Below are 18,359 nucleotides of genomic sequence, written 5' to 3'. Positions count from 1 at the left end.
GATACATAGTTGATAACTTGATAAGAAGTTAGGGGTCACAGGCTGATGGGTAATGAGTAATCGGATATACAATGGGCTATTAGCTATTTAGTATCTATCAATTACCAGTTACACATTACCGCTCATTGTTTTAAACTAAGTTCTCATGAAAACTGTTTTGATTGTCGAAGACGATCTGATTAACGCTCGTGTTTTTTCTAAAATTTTGACCAAGCGTGGTGGTTTAGAAGTTAAACACACCGAAAATGTGGAAGAAGTGATGAAAATCGCCCAGGCTAGGGAAGCTGACATCATTTTGATGGATGTTTCTCTGTCTCGCAGTGTGTATCAAGGTAAGTCTGTTGATGGTATCAAAATTACACAAATGTTGAAAGCGGATCCACAGACTTCTAGCCTACCAATTATTTTGGTGACAGCACACGCGATGGAAGGCGATCGCGAAAACTTTCTGAAACAAAGTGGTGCTGATGGCTACATCTCTAAACCCGTAGTTGACCATCAAAAGTTTGTTGATCAAATTATGTCACTCTTGCCTCAATAGGTTGTAATTACTAGATTTTAGGGATTGAATATACGGGTAAATAATCCCTAGTTTCTGTATTTTTTCAAGAATAGATATACTTTTTGCTACTACCGCAATAGTATATTCACCCTATGGTCTGCCCCTAACGATGCTTAGGGGTTTGTTTTTTATGGTGTGAATTTTCCCCGACAAGTTTTGCTGTAGGGATTTTTGCAGCTTGGTAGTTTTTACCCTGACTCCTAAGTCCACAATCATTTTTGTGTTTACTAGAACTATTGGCAATGGCTACAAATTTTACCTAGGCGATCGCCCTATCTAGGGTTATCCGAGGTCTAAAGTTGTACCATTTTGTATAATATATATGTACTACTAGAAGAGAATTAAGGCAAGAGGGTATTGGAGAATGGTAATAGGGAACAGGTTTAAATTGTAGAAAAACACTCTTCCCCCTTACCTTCTAGCTCTTAAGCCTATTGTTTGGGAGCAGGGGATTCTTTTTGCTGTAAAGCAGCTTGAATGCGAGGTAATTCCAGGAATTTTTTGGTTTCGGCTAATAGGCGATCGCCCCAGAGATTTTCTTTTAAGAAATCTAAATCTCCGTAACGTCCATCAATACGTAGGGCAGTTTCTCCCATAGCTAAACCCTGTTGTTGATCGCCTTTGTTGTATAAGGCTACAGCAAGGGCAAGTAATGGTTCTGCCGCTTTTTTATCGATTGCGACAGCAGCTTGCCACTGTTTGATCGCAGCAGCTTTGTCACCCTGTTCGTATTTAATCAAGCCGATATTATTAATTGCGGGCCAAAACTTTTTATCCTGAACAACAGCTTTGTCATACTGGGCGATCGCCTCTGGTAATTTATTGAGCATAAAGTAGGCGTTACCCAAATCAAACAACCCTTCCGAGTCATTCGGTTTTAACTTTAACCCCGATTGAAAATAACCCGCAGCAGCTTGATATTTTTTCTGTTGAAAATGGGCAGAACCCAAGGCAAACAAGACATCAGCATTTTGGGGATTGAGGGAATTTGCTTTATTTAAAGACGCGATCGCCTTGTTGATATCCTTGGTTTGCAAGTACAAACCACCCAAAAGAAACCATACCTTGTCACTTTTCGGTGCTAGTTGGGCAGCCAAACGCGCCCTAGGCATTGCTAGCTCTACCTGTTGAAACTGTGCCAACTGGGCAGCTTCCTGTGCCAAACTTAAACCCTGCTGCTCTAATTTGGCAGTATCCAGTTGTAAAGTATGGGGAACTAAAGCCTGTGCATTAGCTGCTTTCGGCAGACTACATAAACTACAGGCGAGCAAAAAAGAAATTAAACCTACGTGTTTCGGCACTGTTCCGCCTCTTAACCACAAATCAAAGAATCTTTCAGCTAGCTTAAACGATCTCAGTGAATAGTGGTCACTTGTTAGCGTTACCTGAGCGATCGCCAAGAAATTTCACCCATAATTTTGTAGTCGCACACACGAAAAACATGACTTTAGTCATGGAAATTTTGTGACTTTAGCTTCATGTCATCACCCACAAAAACCAGGACAATGTAGGCTGAGAGGAAGCGAGCAGAGGTAAAAATTGGCAATTATCTAGAGAATACAACCATGAAAAGTTACTCTAGGGTTGTTTTGCTTCCTACCTTTGCCACCTTATCCATGAATGTAGCGCCTAAAACCAGACCTAATTCCTGTTCATGTATCGACATAGTAGGATACGTTAGTCAGGATAACATTGTGTCCATACAAAAATTATCAAGCTTTGGCTACCAAACCTCAAATCAAATCCTTGCAGAATCAACTTGGTAGCCTTTCTTAATCTATGAATAGGGGGGTAGATGACTTTTAATACAACAGAAGCAGTAGATTCCACAGCCTTACCATCAGTTCCCAAACGCAAAAAAACAGCTAGCTGGTTAATTTGGTTGCTCATGGCTTTGATGTTGGGTGGAGGTGGTTTTCTTGCCTATCGTTTATTAGTCATTAACCCTACTCAAAAAGCCAGCAGTCAATCGCTGACAGTTGCAGTAGAGCGGCAGAGTCTACCCATCACAATCACTGCTAATGGCTCAGTGAAGCCAGAACGCTCCATTAATGTCAGTCCCAAAACTTCCGGAATCCTGAGAAAATTACTTGTCAAGGAAGGAGACAGGGTTAAACAGGGGCAAATTCTTGCCTATATGGATAATAGTAATCTTCAAGGGCAACTCACCCAAGCCAAGGGACAATTAGCCCAGGCAGAAGCAAATCTGCAAAAATTAGAAGCGGGAAATCGTCCCCAAGATATTGCCCAAGCAGAAGCACAGTTAGCAGAAGCCCAAGCTAACTTACGGAAAGTACAAGCGGGGAACCGTTCCCAGGATATTGCCCAAGCGGAAGCCAGAGTCAAAGCAGCCGAGGCAACCCTGAGCAAAGCATCAGATGATTTGCTGCGTCAGCAAAATTTATACCAAGCAGGGGCTGTTTCTCTACAAACTGTCAACCAGAAACGGGCTGACAAAGATAATGCTCAGGCTCAGGTGAATGAAGCCAAAGCGGCTCTGGGATTACAACAAGCAGGTTCACGCACAGAGGATATTCAACAAGCCAGGGCAAGAGTTAGTCAGCAAGAATCTGTGGTTGCCCTGCTGAAGGCAGGAACCCGCAGAGAAGAAATTAATGCTGCCCGCGCTCAGGTAATGTCTGCCCGTGGTTCTCTACAAAGTATTCAAGCGCAAATCAATGACACTATTATCCGTGCCCCCTTTGAGAGTGTGGTAGTCAAAAAATATGCCGATCCAGGAGCATTTGTGACACCAACGACTTCTGCTAGTTCCGTATCTTCGGCGGTTTCCTCCTCTGTTTTATCCCTAGCTTCCACAAATCAGGTTGTTGCCAACTTAGCTGAGGCTAGTATTTCTAAGGTGAGCTTAGGGCAAAAGGTACTGATTCGGGCTGATGCGTTCCCCCGAAAAACCTTTACAGGGAAGGTTTCCCAGATTGCTGCCCAGGCATCGGTAGAGCAGAATGTCACTAGTTTTGAGGTGAAAGTGACTTTGGAGCCGGAAGCAGAGCAAATTCTCCGCTCTGGGATGAATGTTTCGACGGAATTCCAGGTCGGTAATTTAAATAACGCGATCGTTGTTCCTACTGCCGCAGTTGTGAGACGACAGAGGGGAACGGGTGTGTTTGTGATGGGGGCAGAAAATAAACCTGTTTTTACACGAATTGAAACTGGGGTGACTGTGAACAACAAGACGGAGGTACGTTCTGGTTTAAAAGGTAATGAGAAGGTGTTATTGAGTTTTCCTCAGGGTGAACGTCCAGAATCCCAACCACGGAGTATGTTTTCTGGCTCTTCCCGACGCTCTCGCAATTAATCTAGTTTGATTTTTCTCTGGGTGGGGATAAGAGTGGAGCATCTCCAAGGTGTAATTTTTTTGTTTTTTGTAGTACGGGCTTCTAGCCTGTTTTCTGGAGATTAGGGAGTAATATGCTCCCACTAGAAATTTTATTTTTGCTTTTATTTTTGCTTTTATTTTTGCAAAATTGGGATGCTCCTTATGGAAGGAGAAGAAAAGTCAGGATTATTTCGGAATTATTTTTATTGTCACCTTTGCCATTATCCATGCAAAAAGAATACCAAAGCGTAAAACAATATCAGTCAGGGAAAAGTACTTTTTCTAGAAGTAATACTGTTTCCTTGATGGAAATATTTGCGATGGCAGTTGAGGCTCTTTGGAGTAACAAATTACGTACAGCATTGACGATGCTGGGTGTGATTATTGGGATTTTTTCGGTGATTGCGATTACTTCCGTGGGGCAAGGTGTGCAAAAAAGTGTGGAACAGCAAATTCAAGCTTTGGGAACCAATGTTTTACAGGTGATGGCAGGAGCTGCCAGGAGTGGAAATATTTCCCAGGGGTTGGGTTCTACGAGTACTTTAACTTGGGAAGATGCTAAGGCGATCGCCCAACAAGCACCTTCTGCTCAAGTGGTTTCTGCCTACCTGCAACGTAATGCTCAGGTGGTTTATGAAGGGGTAAACTCCTCGAAAACAGTTTATGGTACAGATTTGAATTATCCAGATGCCAGAAATATTTATCCCCAGGAAGGCAGATATTTTAATCAAGAGGAATTGGATAATGCTAAACAAGTAGCGGTAATAGGTGCTACCGTGCGTCGGGATTTATTAGCGGATGCGGGAAATGCCATTGGGGAGAAAATCCGGGTACGGGGGGAAGTCTATGAGGTAATTGGAGTCATGGAGGCAAAGGGTTCCCAGGGACCGATAGACCGAGATGATATTGTATACATTCCTCTTACCAGTATGTCGGCTCGTTTGGTAGGGAATAATGCTTTGTCGGGAGTATCTGTTAGTGGTATTTTAATCAAGTCTAGTGACCCCACACAACTTGCTGCGGCACAGTTTCAAGTTACGAATATTCTGCGGTTACGACATAATATTTACCCACCCCAGGAAGATGATTTCCGCGTCACGAATCAAGCAGATATCATAAATACCTTTACGAATGTGGTGGGTTTATTCACAATTATGGTGGTGGCGATCGCTGGAATTTCTCTGTTTGTTGGAGGTATTGGAATTGCCAATATCATGTTAGTTTCCGTAGTCGAACGCACCAGGGAAATTGGTATCCGCAAAGCTGTCGGAGCCACGAAATCAGCAATTCTCAATCAATTTCTCGCAGAAGCGGTGATGATTTCCTTTGTCGGTGGAGCTATGGGAATTGTTATTGGCATTATTATCGCTTTTATCGCGGCAAATATTTTCCGTTTCCCTTTTGTTGTTTCTCCTTGGTCAATTATTGCTGGTTTTGGACTTTCCTTTGCTGTGGGTTTAATTGCTGGAGTCATTCCGGCAAGAAATGCAGCTGCGCTGGATCCGATTACGGCGCTACGAAGTGATTAATCTGCCTCTTTGTCTTCCTTTATGACGGTAGAAACAACCGATATACTATAGTCTCGACCTCTATCTTTTATCTTAAAATCGATGATATATCGTTTAATATGGGCAAAATATTTGTTTTTTCGAGTGATTAATTCATCTATTAATTCTTTAATTTCTTCTTGAACATCTGGGGGCGCAGAATCAAGGGTGTCTGCAAGAAGAGAATCTATCATTTCTAATTGTTTGTCTTCCGACAACAAAGATGCGTTCCAAGCAATTACAGCCATCGTGAGTAAACTATAAAAATCATCTATTGTCTGTGCGGTATCTTTATAAGGCTTGACGAATTTAGCTAATATGTCAGACATTTTCTCCTTTTTTGGGGATTTAACGATTGCTTTAGGTGCAAATTCCCCTAATTCACCGGATTCTATATCTTTTTTCAATCTTGTAATCATATTCTGAGTTTCTTGCGATGCTCGTTCTTCTAGCAAGAGTTCTCTAAAATCCCTAGATTTTCCAGCCATAATATTTCTCCATCAAGATATTTTTATTATGAAAAAAATAGGCAAGATAATTCTATAACCTTTTTTAAAAAATATATATTTTTGTTATCTCATTTGATTAAGAATGTTAATGATAACAGACTTATTTCAGATTCGCTGATGGACAATTAAAAATGGCAACAACTATTTGTGATGATTGTATTTTTCATAGCTTGACAACGGATGGCATAGAATGCACAAATCCGGAAGAGTCCCCTGTGAATTGTTCTGTTGTTATTTTCTGTAATTCCTTTCAACCCAAACAAGAAGTTGATAGTCCTTGCGTTTCCTATGGAATTGATGAAAATGTTGATAGTAAGTGAATAGATTATTTTTCAGTATGATAATTTTTACTGGCGTAATTACTACTTATAAAAGCTTCGATTGTTATTATAGAAAAGTTTATCAAGATTTCCAGTTTATTTTCCAGATAAATCACAGAAAAATAAGGAGGAACTCAAGCCATGAAATTATTTAGCTACCTCCCAATAGTGTAAATTCATTTACCTTCCATAAGTCCTAACTCATTACTCATTACTCATTACTCACCACTCATTACTAATTACACAACTATGATTTGGATGGATGATATTACTAAAACCTACCGTTTAGGTGAAATGATTGTACCTGTACTGAAGGGAATTAATCTTTCCGTGGAACAGGGAGAATATGTGGCAATTATGGGAATGTCTGGTTCTGGAAAATCCACATTGATGAATATTATTGGTTGTTTAGATCGTCCCACAACAGGACAGTATGTATTAGAAAGTCGCAATCTTACCAGCTATGATGATGATGAATTAGCCTATGTCAGAAATCAACGTATTGGTTTTGTATTTCAACAATTTAATTTATTATCACGGGCAACAGCTTTAGATAATGTGATGTTACCCATGGTTTATGCAAATATTCCCAAGACACAACGCAAGCAAAGGGCGATCGCTGCTTTAACTAGGGTAGGATTGGCAGAAAGGTTAAATAATCGCCCCAGTCAGTTATCTGGGGGACAACAGCAACGGGTGGCGATCGCGCGTGCATTAGTAAATCACCCTGCGTTAGTATTAGCGGATGAACCTACAGGTGCTTTGGATACAGAAACATCCCACGAAGTTATGCAATTATTAGCAGAATTGAATGAGCAAGGAATTACCATTGTAATTGTTACTCATGAACCAGATATTGCAGCTCAAACAAAACGTGTTATTCGTGTTCAAGATGGTTTAGTTGTCGGATAATTTCAGTCAGAAAAATCCACCCTGAAAATATGATGATAGAAGTTGCAGGAGTTACAGAATTTGCAGATTCAAAGATGGAATCATGAAAAGCAAACTTTGTCTTCTCCACAATGCTAATTAATAAAATGAATCCCACAAAAAATATTCAGCAAACCGTTCTAGTTACTGGCGCTGCAAGTGGCATTGGTTATGAATTAGCTTATTTTTTTGCCCATGATGGTTACAATCTTATCCTAGTAGATAAAAATGGTGCAGAGCTACCGAGAATTGCTGATGATTTTCAATTAAAATTTGGTATAAAAGTCAAAACTATCGTCAAAGATTTATCTATATCTACATCTCCCACAGAAATTTTTACCGAATTACAACAAGAGTCTATTAGAGTTGATATTTTAGTTAACAATGCAGGTTTTGGTAATCATGGATTATTTGCAAATACAGACTTAACAACTGAATTAAAAATGTTACAGGTGAATATAGTTGCTATAACCCATCTTACCAAATTGTTTGTCCGAGAAATGGTCAAAAATGGCTATGGTAAAATTCTCAATGTTGCCTCCACTGCTGCATTTCAACCAGGACCACTCATGGCAGTTTACTTTGCCAGTAAAGCTTATATTCTGTCTTTTTCCGAGGCGATCGCCAATGAGTTAGAAGGTACTGGTGTGAGTGTGACTGTTCTTTGTCCTGGTCCCACTGAATCACCATTTCATCAAACTACAGGAATGGCTGATACCAGTCTAGTTAAAGGCAAGAAAATGATGACAGCTAAAACAGTTGCAGAAGCTGGCTATCACAGTTTAATGCGGAATAAAACCGTTATAGTTCCTGGTTTGAAAAATAAAATATTGGCAGAATTTGCCAGAGTTGCGCCTCGAAAATTAGTTGCCAAAATTGTCAGAAGTATGCAAGAAGTTAGGTAATAATTATCAATCTTCAAATAATAGTTATGCAATAAATGTCACATTATCAAAAATTTCGTTGATGTGACTGAATATTTGTCAAAATAAAGCAGGAAAGAGCATAAGGTAAATACAATGCTCAATCCTGTTTTTTATTGAATTAATTGATATTAATCTGAAATTACAAATCATGAATTCATTTGAAAACAAAAAATATGATGTATAAAATATAAACAGATAAAATATACTGGGGTGGAAATATGGTTGTTACTAAACAAAATACGGGAAACACAGAATTTTCTGCCAAGCTACCCGTTAAAGTTGCAGACCCGAAATGGTTACAGACTATTAAGGGAATTTTGCGCCCAATATATTATTTGGAAACTACCAGGAAGTCTCTGGGTGATATATTTATTGCCGAATTTGCCAGTTTTCCTGACCAAGTGATTATTAGCGATCCAGAAGCAATTCAAAAAATTTTTACTGCTGATGCCAAATTATTTTTATCTGGTTCTGGAAATGAAGTCATTCAACCCCTTGTCGGGACAAATTCTCTGATTTTATTAGATGGCGATCGCCATATTCAACAGCGTAAATTACTTATGCCACCTTTCCATGGTGAAAGAATGCGTGCCTATGGTCAACTTTTCCGACAAATTACCCAGCAAGTCATGGATAAATTGACCCCAGGAGAAACATTTATTGCCAGGGAAAAAATGCAGGAAATTTCCTTGCAAGTCATTCTGCGTACAGTATTTGGACTCCAGGAAGGAGAACGTTATCAACAAATTCAAACACTTCTGACAGAGATGTTAGATTCCTTTGAATCTCCTATCAGTGCAGTTTTTCTCCTCTTAAAATCTCTACAAATTGATTTAGGCAGTCTGAGTCCTTGGGGTAAATTTATCAGGAAAAGAGCGATTTTAGACAAATTACTTTATCAAGAAATCAAAGAACGTCGCCAACAGAATCAATCCTTAGGAGAAGATATTCTCAGTTTATTACTATCCGTTCAGGATGAAAATGGTCAATTTATGAGCGACACAGAATTGCGTGATGAATTAATGACCATGCTATTCGCTGGACATGAAACTACTGCCACTGCTATAGCTTGGGCATTATATTGGTTACATTATCTGCCAGAAGTTAAGGAAAAACTATTAAATGAATTGCATTCCGTGGACTTAGAAAATATAGACCCCATGGAACTTGCTAAATTACCCTATCTCAATGCAGTTTGCTCGGAAACTTTACGCATTTATCCAGTTGTGTTCTTTGCTTTTCCCCGGATTCTCCAAGCTCCCATGCAATTGCTAGATTACCAGTTTCCCCAGGGAACTATGTTCTCAATCTGCATTTATCTCACCCATCACCGTAGTGATATCTATCCCGAACCCGAAAAATTTCTACCCGAAAGATTCTTAGAAAAGCAATTTTCACCCTATGAATTTCTACCCTTTGGTGGGGGAAATCGTCGTTGTTTAGGTATGGCTTTTGCTTCCTTGGAAATGAAAATAGTATTAGCAACTATCCTCTCTCGCTACAAACTCACTCTCCAAGAAAGTCAACCTCTTAAACCTGTACGTCGTGGCTTAACATTCACACCCGCAGGAGGAGTTCATTTAGCTTTGCAAGAAAAATCTTCTCTGTAGTAGTTCACCCATAAAACTTGGAGAATTAATTTTACTATTCCTTACTCCTTCACCTCTGGTTGCATACCAGGATTATCTATCTTTTGCTCCCAGCATCTGGAGAATTTTATCCACATTATCCAAATTCCCCACAATCCGTCGTATGGGTTGGGGAACAACTCTCACCAGAGTCGGAGTTGCTGTCACTTGATTGATTTCTGCCTGCTCTGGGTGAGTAAATACATCAATCACCTTCAGTGTATATGGATGCCCCAGATATTTTTCTAACAAATCATGCAAATTTTCTAAAATCCTCTCTGTATTGGGACTGTGACCCGCAACAAACAGACGTAAAACGTATGCTTGGGCTTTTGGGTATAACTGTTGTGTATCAGCATTTTCTGAAGAGTATAAAGATACAGAAGCAGTGGGGTCAGAGCGAACTATTAAATCATGATCTTCCCACAATTGAGGAAAAGTCGATTTATAGGTCATTAGTACCATGCGATCGCACAAACCATCTTGCCACGGTGTCGCTTGCCACACCAAATCCCTAGTACCAAAAATTGCATTCAATATCGCTTGGTGACGCATCACAGCAGGATAAGCCTCTGCAAATGTCCGAATCTGCTGCGTCCGTGGGTCTAACCAACGGTCAATAGTTGCTGTATAACAAGGTACTAAAAAATGTGGAGGCTCAACTAAATTCAAAATTTCTTGCAAAGTTGCACATAGATGCAAATGCCATCGACCTTGCTTACTGGGGTCGATACAATAAATTAAATCTCCTCCCGGCGTAAACAAGGCTATGCCTTTATAGAGTAGAGGTAAAGAAGGTTTTTCTATAATCAAAGCATTTCAATGGGTAGGTGACAGAAAAAGTCAAAGGTAAAGCAATTTTTACGCTCTACCTCTACCTTACCTTGAACAGCAAGCAAGCTCATACTTAGTCGATAGGAAGCTGTGGATAATTCCCTAAACTCTTCCTCGAAGGAACTGAGCCATTTCGTTAGGAGTTGGCGACATTTCCAAAGCGATTTCTTCGGTAATCCGACCTTCTTGATACAAGTTAAACAATGACTGGTTCATGGTAATCATCCCGTCAAAGCTTGCTTGCTTCATCAATTCAGTAATGTCATCATACTTACCGTCTTTAATCCAGTCTTTAATCGCATCAGTATTGATGAGGATATCGTGGAAAGCTGCCCGTTTACCATCTGTCGTCTTACACAAACCTTGGGCAATCACCGCAACTAGAGACTCTGCTAAAGCAACCCGCATTGCATCCTGTTCTTCCCCAGAATACAAATTCAGAATCCGCTCAATGGTTTTTACTGCACTGTTGGTATGTAGAGTACCCATTACTAAGTGACCAGTTTGTGCTGCTTTTAAGGCAGTATTTACTGTTTCCTTATCCCGCATTTCCCCCACCAGAATCAAGTCAGGGTCCTCCCGTAAAGCTGCTTTCAGCGCATTATCAAACTTACGGGTGTGCATTCCCACCTCCCGTTGCTTCACTAGAGATTTTTGACTGCGATGGACAAATTCAATCGGGTCTTCGATGGTAATGATATGTTTTGCCATCTCTTTATTGATGTAATCAATCATTGCTGCCATCGTTGTGGATTTACCCGAACCAGTCGGACCAGTCACCAAAATTAAACCTTTATGGTAATGGCAAATATCCCGAAAAACTGTAGGTAAGCGCAACTGCTCCATTGTTAATATTTTTAACGGAATTAAACGCAGTACCATGGCGTATCCCTTAAGGGAGCCAAAAACATTAATCCGTACCCTTGCAAATTCGTATTGAGTTGCACCGTCAAATTCTAAACTCTCCTGAAAGCGAGTAATTTCCCCCTCTGTCATCACCTCCCGCATCCAACTCATAAAAGTTTCATTATCAGTTTCCGGGTATTCTGTGGGTTGAATCTCCCCACGACTTCGGTAACGAGGTACTTCACCAACACCCAAGTGAATGTCAGAATATCCTTTGTCAAAAGCTTCACGGATTAACTGCTCTAAGGTAATTTGTGAAGTATTGGTTTTGGGACGGGCTGTTCCTGCTGGTGGTGGTGTTCCCGGACGATGTACAGCACCAGGTGCAGGTGTTGCAGATGATGGAGTTGTGGGATTTGCAGTTCTTCCTGCACTTCTATCTACTGGTAACTCTAGCGTTTGTGTTAATTGACGCTGAGTACTCATGGTTGGTGGTGGTGGAGGCAAAGGAGGGACACCGCGAGGTACGCTGGGGGTTGAGCCTGGTGGACGCTGTACTTCTGTCATAGTATTTTGCAAGAACTCTTGTAGTATTGCGGGTTGGTGGTTTGGCGAAAAATTATCTCTGTTGATGCTCCAATTGTCTAAATAGAAACAACTGAATAAACATCTCTAAAATTCTTTTTCTCCCTCCCTGATTAAAGGTAATAAATATTACACTTTCAATAACAGGAATAAGGAAAGAAAAGTTTATATATCTATATCCAATATGTCTAACACAGTCTAATACTGAATTGTATTCAGTATTTAAACTTATTATTGTTAGTAAAATTCATCACTATTTTTGCCGTAATTAAGCAGTATTAACCATATTATTTTTACTGATATACCTAAAAGTACGGAGAGCGCTTGTGGTTGAGCATATTCTCTCAACTTGTCTTCACAGGTCGGTCAATTGCAGGTTTTTCAGGAATCTCTATCAGAAGTCGGGAAAATTATGAGAGAAGCAGGGTTTTATTATAAGAAATGTAAAGGGGAGAGCATTGCCTTGAGGATTCAAGAATGTCATCAAACAAAATTTCGCCCCATAAAATCACCAAGGGCAGATGGGATAACAATTAATAGATAAGCAAATAAACCTAATTTATGACATACGCTAGTACACAAAAACTATCTATTGCCTTTCCCCAGTCCTCAGATATTTCAACAAGGTAAATTGGATAACGGATTATCTGGACAGATATTTTGCAAGGAAAGTAACCTAAATTTCTAAATTTTGGATAACTTTAGCTCTCTTCGCGCCCAGAATTGCGGGTTAGGGAACATAGACTTAGGAATTCGCCAAGCCATAAAATTCAAGTTAATCAATATTCTGGTTTTCTCTAGGCATTTTTTCTCTGATGAGTATTTTATGTTTCCGCCTGAAGATAGATGGCAAAGCTACGATTTCAGACAGATTTAGAATTTGCTGGAAATCATAGTTACGAAATATGAACTGTAAATTTTGTTAAATAAATGCTCATCTTATCGATAGGTTTTTATATACTTGACTTCACTAAGCGTTGATCCCAGTGGAGAGCAACATTTAGTTAAAGTTTCTGAATCAAGGTTTTTTAGCATATTTGCGAGGATAAAGATATGACTTTGTCTCAAACCTCTAACTTAGGTAAGACTGATTCCTTGTTGATGATTAAAAGCTTCCTAATATGGACTTTTACATTGGCAGTATGCTTGCTGGTTGTCGGTTTTCCTTTAGTGGTGTTGATGGCTACGGTCGGATGTCTGTTGTCTATTGTGTTGCAGTCTGTAATGCCTGTGAGCGCTGTTTTGTTGGTAGCGGGTGGTTTAATTCTATTTAATGTGTTGGCAGTAATGATTGCTGCTGGAGTATTGACTGCTAAGGGTATTCATCCCAAGGAAGTTAAGTGGTTGAGTTGGCTTCATGGTGAAGTCGAAGAAAACAATACTTCTGCCGTTTATGCTGCTTGCCCCCTAACTTGCGATATCAAAATCTAAACATCACCACAATTCGACAAACAGTGCATCTGCCCGGTACATCCGGGTTTTTTCGTTTGGAGTTGAAAATCTCAGTTTTGATAGTTAAAGAGTCTAAAAGGCTTGGGTTTCACATCCGGACTTCTTTTTCCTGTTACCTATCGCCTGCTATACCATGGACTATTGAACCTTGAAGCATGACCCAAATGACTAAAATTTATATTATTTTAGGAACTCGTCCAGAGGCAATTAAATTAGCACCCGTAATCCAAGCATTCCGAAATGATGTTGATTGTGAGAGTCGGGTAATATTAACGGGACAGCATCGAGAAATGGTTGAACAGGTGATGGGTTTGTTCGACTTGAATGCTGATGATGATTTAGAAATTATGCAGGCGAAGCAATCTCTGAGTGATATTACTTGTCGGAGTTTGCAGGGTTTAGAACATTTGTTGGTGAAGGAAAAGCCAGATTTAGTGCTGGTGCAGGGAGATACAACCACAGCTTTTGCCGCAGCTTTGGCTGCTTTTTATCATCAGATTCCTGTGGGTCATGTGGAAGCGGGGTTAAGAACTGACGATTTGTGGAATCCTTATCCTGAGGAGGCAAATCGGAGATTAATTTCCCAAATTACTCAACTACATTTTGCTCCGACTCCCTTAGCTGTGGAGAATTTAAAGAAATCGGGGGTATTGGGGGAAATTCATCTGACGGGGAATACGGTGATTGATGCGCTGTTGAATGTGGCAGCAGATAAACCTACTTGTAATGTTTCCGGTTTGGTGTGGGATGATTATCGGGTGTTGCTGGCAACGGTACATCGTCGGGAAAATTGGGGGGAACCCTTGAAGGATATTGCCGAGGGTTTTTTACAAATCTTAGAGAAGTTTACGGATACGGCTTTATTATTGCCTCTGCATCGTAACCCAACGGTACGGGAACCTTTGCAGGCAATGTTGGGGGAACACCCACGGGTATTTTTAACGGAACCCTTAGATTATGGTGAATTGGTAGGGGCGATCGCCCGATGTCATCTACTTCTGACTGATTCTGGTGGTTTACAGGAAGAAGCACCTAGTTTGGGTAAACCTGTACTGGTATTACGTGAGACAACAGAACGCCCGGAGGCTGTGAGTGCCGGGACAGCAAAGCTTGTGGGTACAGCACCCCAGAAAATTTTTACTGCCGCCGCCGAATTACTGAGTAACGAAGATGCCTATAACACCATGGCAAATGCCATTAATCCCTTTGGAGATGGTCAAGCATCTGCCAGAATATTGCAAATTGTGAAGGATTTTTTGGCAAGGGCTTAGGAAAGCAGGAAGCATTTCTGTTGCCCATTACCTCAATTAAAGTGAAATTATGTTAGGGGAAGAATTACGCAAATCTTCCATAACGGCGGCGGCGGCTGCTAAGTCGTAGGGGTAGGGGCGGGGACGGGGGATGTAATCTTTTTCATGGGTTGGTTTGTGGCGTAGAACGGCGTTCACCACTAAACATGGTTCGTTGGTGAGATTAATTGCGCCATGCAATACTCCTGGAGGAATGGTGATGACTGCGGGATGGCGATCGCTTAAGGGAATATACTGATACTTTCTGTTAACTAATGTCACAATTATGAATTCACCCCGCACCACTAAAAGCTGATCGGTTTGGGTTTTGTGAACAAACAAATCATCAACTGCTCCAGCCGGAATTTGTACCAGCATAGTTTCATGGCTGGTTTGGGGAGTGAAAAACTCTGCCATTCCCCCTTTAATTGACTCCAACTTACGGATTTCAATTCCCCTGCATTTATGCATAGCTATATTCTTGTAAAAAATTAAAAAGTAAAAAGTTACAGAAGCTGAGGGGCTGGAGAGAAGTGATTTTTTTCACTTTAATTGTTCGTTTTCATACCAACCGGAACGACTGCAACTATTACTTTCATTTTAGATGTTTTAATATGAAATATTGTTGCAGTTGCAACAATATTGACAAAAATATGGTATCGAATTGATGAGATTTAGCCCAAGGCAACCGTTAAACTACTGGGTACAGAGGGGTTGCCATGGAAAACAATGCCGCGTTGGTTGGCACTGAGGTGGCGAAGGATGATGTAAATTGCTTCAACTTGCTCTGGTTTGCCGATTTTTTGGGCGATTTGCTCCAAGGAGAGTGCGGTTTTCTCTTTGTGGAGTGCCTCAACAACCTGGGTTTGTAAATCCAGAATTTCGGCGGCAGCTTTTTTGCCTGCTTCCACTCCAGGCTGGTGGTAAGCGTTGATATTTACCAAGCTAGCGTATAAACCCACAGCTCGGTCATAGAGGGCAATTAAAGCGCCAACGGTGCGGGGATTGACTTGGGGGATGGTGAGGGTAATGGAGTCGCGGTGATTTTCGTAGAGTGCTTGGCGGGTTCCTTGGAGAAAACCAGAGAGGTAGTCACCGGCGGTAATTCCTGGTTCAATTTCCGGAGATGGGTTCTTACGATCTTCTAAAACTTCAATGAGAGTGGCGAAAAAGTTAGGTACACCTTCGCGCAATTGTTGCACATAGGCGTGTTGGTCGGTGGAACCTTTGTTACCGTAAACTGCAATACCTTGATAAACGGTGTTGCCATCTAGGTCTTTTTCCTTACCTAGGGACTCCATCACCAACTGTTGTAGGTAACGGCTAAATAGTAGCAGACTATCCTTGTAGGGGAGGACAACCATATCTTTTTCACCCTTACCATTGCCAGCATAGTACCAAGAAAGGGCAAGGAGGGCAGCAGGGTTGTTTTTTAAGTCGGGGATACGGGTGGCATCATCCATTTCCTTGGCACCATCAAGCATGGCGCGGATGTCGATACCTTGTAAAGCCGCAGGTACTAAACCGACGGTGGAGAGTTCGGAAGTTCTTCCCCCTACCCAGTCGTACATGGGGAATGTTGCTAACCACCCTTGAGATTGGGCGATCGCGTCTAATTTACTGCCAGTTGTGGTGATGGCGATCGCGTATTGAGCAAATTCGAGGTTTTGTCCGGCATAGGCTTTTTGTACCTCAATCATGCCATTGCGAGGTTCTGGTGTACCGCCAGACTTAGAAATGACAATCACTAGGGTGCTAGAAAGACGATTACGCACCTGGGTGAGGACGCGATCAATGCCCGTGGGGTCAGTGTTGTCAATAAAATGAATCGCTAGGGGTGGAAAATCTGGGGCTAAAGCTTCCGCCACAAATTGAGGTCCTAGGGCAGAACCGCCGATACCGATAGAGATAATATCAGTAAACCGTGCCGCCTTGGGAGGATGAATCGCTCCTGTGTGGACTTTTTCCGCGAATACCTCAATTTGTTCAATAGAACCAACTATTTCCTGGGTAAGTTCCGGAGTTGGGGCTAAATCAGGGTTGCGTAACCAGTAATGTCCCACCATCCGGTTTTCATCAGGATTGGCGATCGCACCTTTTTCCAGTGCTGCCATATCCGCAAAAGCTTTCTCAAACTTGGGTTTTAAAGTTTCCACAAAAGTATCATCAAACCGCATCCGGCTGACATCTAGGTAAAATCCTAGTCCTTCATGGAAATACAGCCATTTCTGGTATCTTTGCCAAAGTGCCGTAGCGTCCATAGGGGGAAGTCTCAAATAAAATTGCTTTTCCAAATCAAGTGTAAGCTAAGGGTCTGACCTTCCCTGTGCTTGCTATACAGTTTTAAATGTTGATTTTGTAAGAACTGCTAGAACTCTGTGGAGGAGAAGGTTAGGGGGTGGAGGGTAAATAGCAGATGATCAAGAGGTGATGATGAACTTGTCGCCAGATGATTGGGAATGGCGGGAAGTTACATTACAAGTAGGAGAGTGCCAAGTTGTAGAAAATTTATTGCTCGGTTTGGTGAATGGAATCAGGAATGACAGCAGATTATCGAACCGTTGCGACAGTTACTGCCCCAAGAATATAGCCGATTGTTCTGGAAATTATCCTGTGAGGAATTGTTAACTATATTTGGTGTTGGATTACAGAATAGGTGAAATAGATAGATTTCAGATGGCGATCGCCCCTTAATAATCGAACTCTACTCCAGCATTTATCTATTCTTCAGCTTCACACAGCTAAACATCTGGCGTGGGAATCACACGTAAAAATTTAATAATCTGCCCCCGCATCTCAATGCCAATTAGGTAATTTTCCAAATTAAAGCGGTAAAAAATCCCCTCTTGATCAATTTGGCGTAATCCTGGTAGGGAGCTTAAGGGTAAATTTTGCACAAAGTCAATGAACGCAAAATGATACACCATCTCGTAGGCAGCAGGTTCAAGACTTTTCAAATCTAGTAGAAATGAGCGTTCATAGCGCACTTCTATATTCATAGGTAATTTTTAGGGAAGAGAGTGCAGATTAAATCAAGAGGAATGTAGTAGTTGTATGGCTTCTTCCTGGGTGAAGGTGTCCCAGGGTTGTTGCGATCGCTTGGCTTCTTGAATGGCTCTCAGCATATAAAAATCACAATATAAAGCATACATTGCTTGCCAGACCTGCTCTAAGTCCTCATCCCCTAATTTCTCAATCAAGTGATGAATTCTCAAACGTAATAAATTCATCTCGACTTACTCAGACAGTACAATCATTTTTAGTCTGCCCAAATTTGGGTGATAGTTAACACTGGTACTCGACCAAACCAACATTGGTGGGTAGGGTTCAGGGAGTAAGGAGTAAGGAGTATAAGAAGATTTATTTACCAGCCTAGTACAGGGTGGCTGAAAAAAACCACCCATTCCAAATGTCTGAAACACTTGCAGCAAAGTAATTACGTTAGCGTTAGCTCTCCCGAAGGGAGCATTCCGCGTAGCGGTACTAGGCTTTTTGCAGAAGTGAGTAAAAGGGAATAATTTCATCTGGGAAAATCCCCATTAACCACGAAAATCTATTTTTTTCAAAAGCTCCATTCTTGATGTTATGAACAAA

The 18,359-nt window shown here is 41.1% G+C and carries 18 protein-coding genes; 10 read left to right on the top strand and 8 right to left on the bottom strand.

From position 1 onward, the window contains the following. Positions 1-145: 145 nt before the first annotated feature. Positions 146-541, top strand: coding sequence for a response regulator (locus IJ00_RS12590; protein ID WP_035153565.1), 396 nt, complete (start codon positions 146-148; stop codon positions 539-541). A 452-nt stretch (positions 542-993) separates the two neighbouring features. Here IJ00_RS12590 and IJ00_RS12585 read toward each other — a convergent pair whose 3' ends face one another. Beyond that, the gene (locus IJ00_RS12585; protein WP_035153564.1) at positions 994-1,863 is read right to left on the bottom strand and encodes a tetratricopeptide repeat protein; all 870 of its coding nucleotides are present in this window, start codon (positions 1,861-1,863) and stop codon (positions 994-996) included. A 494-nt stretch (positions 1,864-2,357) separates the two neighbouring features. Between IJ00_RS12585 and IJ00_RS12580 the strand changes: the two genes are divergently transcribed. Continuing rightward, positions 2,358-3,878, top strand: coding sequence for an efflux RND transporter periplasmic adaptor subunit (locus tag IJ00_RS12580; RefSeq protein ID WP_035153562.1), 1,521 nt, complete (start codon positions 2,358-2,360; stop codon positions 3,876-3,878). A gap of 326 nt (positions 3,879-4,204) precedes the next feature. Beyond that, the gene (locus IJ00_RS12575) at positions 4,205-5,428 is read left to right on the top strand and encodes an ABC transporter permease (protein ID WP_046815003.1); all 1,224 of its coding nucleotides are present in this window, start codon (positions 4,205-4,207) and stop codon (positions 5,426-5,428) included. Here the strand turns inward: IJ00_RS12575 and IJ00_RS12570 are convergent. Then, complete coding sequence (locus tag IJ00_RS12570) at positions 5,425-5,934, bottom strand: hypothetical protein (RefSeq protein ID WP_035153561.1); 510 nt, start codon at positions 5,932-5,934, stop codon at positions 5,425-5,427. The two genes, IJ00_RS12575 and IJ00_RS12570, sit on opposite strands and share 4 nt — an antisense overlap. Before the next feature lie 152 nt (positions 5,935-6,086). Between IJ00_RS12570 and IJ00_RS12565 the strand changes: the two genes are divergently transcribed. From IJ00_RS12565 to IJ00_RS12550, 4 genes are all read left to right on the top strand, one after another. Continuing rightward, entirely contained in the window at positions 6,087-6,275 is a 189-nt protein-coding gene (locus tag IJ00_RS12565; RefSeq protein WP_035153560.1) for a hypothetical protein, read from the top strand. 249 nt (positions 6,276-6,524) lie between these two features. Beyond that, positions 6,525-7,187, top strand: a complete 663-nt coding sequence (locus IJ00_RS12560) for an ABC transporter ATP-binding protein (RefSeq protein ID WP_035153558.1) — start codon at positions 6,525-6,527, stop codon at positions 7,185-7,187. Between the two features lie 125 nt (positions 7,188-7,312). Beyond that, on the top strand, positions 7,313-8,110 hold the full coding sequence (locus IJ00_RS12555) for an SDR family oxidoreductase (RefSeq protein ID WP_035158963.1): 798 nt from the start codon (positions 7,313-7,315) through the stop codon (positions 8,108-8,110). A gap of 239 nt (positions 8,111-8,349) precedes the next feature. Next, positions 8,350-9,741 carry a cytochrome P450 gene (locus tag IJ00_RS12550; protein ID WP_035153556.1) on the top strand — a complete coding sequence of 464 codons (1,392 nt, stop codon included), beginning with the start codon at positions 8,350-8,352 and terminating at the stop codon, positions 9,739-9,741. 72 nt (positions 9,742-9,813) lie between these two features. Here IJ00_RS12550 and IJ00_RS12545 read toward each other — a convergent pair whose 3' ends face one another. Continuing rightward, positions 9,814-10,572: a circadian clock KaiB family protein gene (locus IJ00_RS12545; RefSeq protein ID WP_035153555.1), complete on the bottom strand. Its 759-nt coding sequence runs from the start codon at positions 10,570-10,572 to the stop codon at positions 9,814-9,816. A gap of 123 nt (positions 10,573-10,695) precedes the next feature. Beyond that, positions 10,696-12,006: a type IV pilus twitching motility protein PilT gene (locus IJ00_RS12540; protein ID WP_035153553.1), complete on the bottom strand. Its 1,311-nt coding sequence runs from the start codon at positions 12,004-12,006 to the stop codon at positions 10,696-10,698. Between the two features lie 1,071 nt (positions 12,007-13,077). Here IJ00_RS12540 and IJ00_RS12535 point away from each other — a divergent pair. Then, a complete protein-coding gene (locus tag IJ00_RS12535; protein WP_035153551.1) occupies positions 13,078-13,455 on the top strand; it encodes a hypothetical protein in 378 nt (125 codons plus the stop codon). Positions 13,456-13,631: 176 nt separating this feature from the next. Next, positions 13,632-14,747: a non-hydrolyzing UDP-N-acetylglucosamine 2-epimerase gene (gene wecB, locus IJ00_RS12530; protein WP_035153549.1), complete on the top strand. Its 1,116-nt coding sequence runs from the start codon at positions 13,632-13,634 to the stop codon at positions 14,745-14,747. 36 nt (positions 14,748-14,783) lie between these two features. Here the strand turns inward: wecB and IJ00_RS12525 are convergent, their stop codons facing one another. Next, positions 14,784-15,236, bottom strand: a complete 453-nt coding sequence (locus tag IJ00_RS12525; RefSeq protein WP_035153547.1) for a dTDP-4-dehydrorhamnose 3,5-epimerase-like enzyme — start codon at positions 15,234-15,236, stop codon at positions 14,784-14,786. Positions 15,237-15,439: 203 nt separating this feature from the next. Then, on the bottom strand, positions 15,440-17,026 hold the full coding sequence (locus IJ00_RS12520; RefSeq protein ID WP_035153545.1) for a glucose-6-phosphate isomerase: 1,587 nt from the start codon (positions 17,024-17,026) through the stop codon (positions 15,440-15,442). 169 nt (positions 17,027-17,195) lie between these two features. Here IJ00_RS12520 and IJ00_RS28380 point away from each other — a divergent pair, with 169 nt between their 5' ends. Continuing rightward, positions 17,196-17,393 (top strand): hypothetical protein, encoded by a 198-nt coding sequence (locus tag IJ00_RS28380; protein WP_144416035.1) that lies wholly within the window; start codon positions 17,196-17,198, stop codon positions 17,391-17,393. 113 nt (positions 17,394-17,506) lie between these two features. Here IJ00_RS28380 and IJ00_RS12515 read toward each other — a convergent pair whose 3' ends face one another. Continuing rightward, entirely contained in the window at positions 17,507-17,764 is a 258-nt protein-coding gene (locus tag IJ00_RS12515; RefSeq protein ID WP_035153543.1) for a hypothetical protein, read from the bottom strand. Between the two features lie 33 nt (positions 17,765-17,797). After that, positions 17,798-17,995, bottom strand: coding sequence for a hypothetical protein (locus tag IJ00_RS12510; protein ID WP_035153541.1), 198 nt, complete (start codon positions 17,993-17,995; stop codon positions 17,798-17,800). Positions 17,996-18,359: the final 364 nt, after the last annotated feature.

This window comes from Calothrix sp. 336/3 (assembly GCF_000734895.2).
Lineage (GTDB): Bacteria > Cyanobacteriota > Cyanobacteriia > Cyanobacteriales > Nostocaceae > 336-3.
The sequence above is the reverse complement of the archived record's forward strand: the minus strand, read 5'-3'. Positions and strand labels throughout refer to the sequence as shown.

What these genes read in the sequence shown, in the direction of transcription:
- IJ00_RS12590 (WP_035153565.1), top strand. Translation starts at nt 146, where the DNA reads ATGAAAACTGTTTTGATTGTCGAAGACGATCTGATTAACGCTCGTGTT.
- IJ00_RS12580 (WP_035153562.1), top strand. Translation starts at nt 2,358, where the DNA reads ATGACTTTTAATACAACAGAAGCAGTAGATTCCACAGCCTTACCATCA.
- IJ00_RS12575 (WP_046815003.1), top strand. Translation starts at nt 4,205, where the DNA reads ATGGAAATATTTGCGATGGCAGTTGAGGCTCTTTGGAGTAACAAATTA.
- IJ00_RS12570 (WP_035153561.1), bottom strand. Translation starts at nt 5,934, where the DNA reads ATGGCTGGAAAATCTAGGGATTTTAGAGAACTCTTGCTAGAAGAACGA.
- IJ00_RS12565 (WP_035153560.1), top strand. Translation starts at nt 6,087, where the DNA reads ATGGCAACAACTATTTGTGATGATTGTATTTTTCATAGCTTGACAACG.
- IJ00_RS12560 (WP_035153558.1), top strand. Translation starts at nt 6,525, where the DNA reads ATGATTTGGATGGATGATATTACTAAAACCTACCGTTTAGGTGAAATG.
- IJ00_RS12555 (WP_035158963.1), top strand. Translation starts at nt 7,313, where the DNA reads ATGAATCCCACAAAAAATATTCAGCAAACCGTTCTAGTTACTGGCGCT.
- IJ00_RS12550 (WP_035153556.1), top strand. Translation starts at nt 8,350, where the DNA reads ATGGTTGTTACTAAACAAAATACGGGAAACACAGAATTTTCTGCCAAG.
- IJ00_RS12540 (WP_035153553.1), bottom strand. Translation starts at nt 12,006, where the DNA reads ATGACAGAAGTACAGCGTCCACCAGGCTCAACCCCCAGCGTACCTCGC.
- IJ00_RS12535 (WP_035153551.1), top strand. Translation starts at nt 13,078, where the DNA reads ATGACTTTGTCTCAAACCTCTAACTTAGGTAAGACTGATTCCTTGTTG.
- wecB (WP_035153549.1), top strand. Translation starts at nt 13,632, where the DNA reads ATGACCCAAATGACTAAAATTTATATTATTTTAGGAACTCGTCCAGAG.
- IJ00_RS12525 (WP_035153547.1), bottom strand. Translation starts at nt 15,236, where the DNA reads ATGCATAAATGCAGGGGAATTGAAATCCGTAAGTTGGAGTCAATTAAA.
- IJ00_RS12520 (WP_035153545.1), bottom strand. Translation starts at nt 17,026, where the DNA reads ATGGACGCTACGGCACTTTGGCAAAGATACCAGAAATGGCTGTATTTC.
- IJ00_RS28380 (WP_144416035.1), top strand. Translation starts at nt 17,196, where the DNA reads ATGATGAACTTGTCGCCAGATGATTGGGAATGGCGGGAAGTTACATTA.
- IJ00_RS12515 (WP_035153543.1), bottom strand. Translation starts at nt 17,764, where the DNA reads ATGAATATAGAAGTGCGCTATGAACGCTCATTTCTACTAGATTTGAAA.
- IJ00_RS12510 (WP_035153541.1), bottom strand. Translation starts at nt 17,995, where the DNA reads ATGAATTTATTACGTTTGAGAATTCATCACTTGATTGAGAAATTAGGG.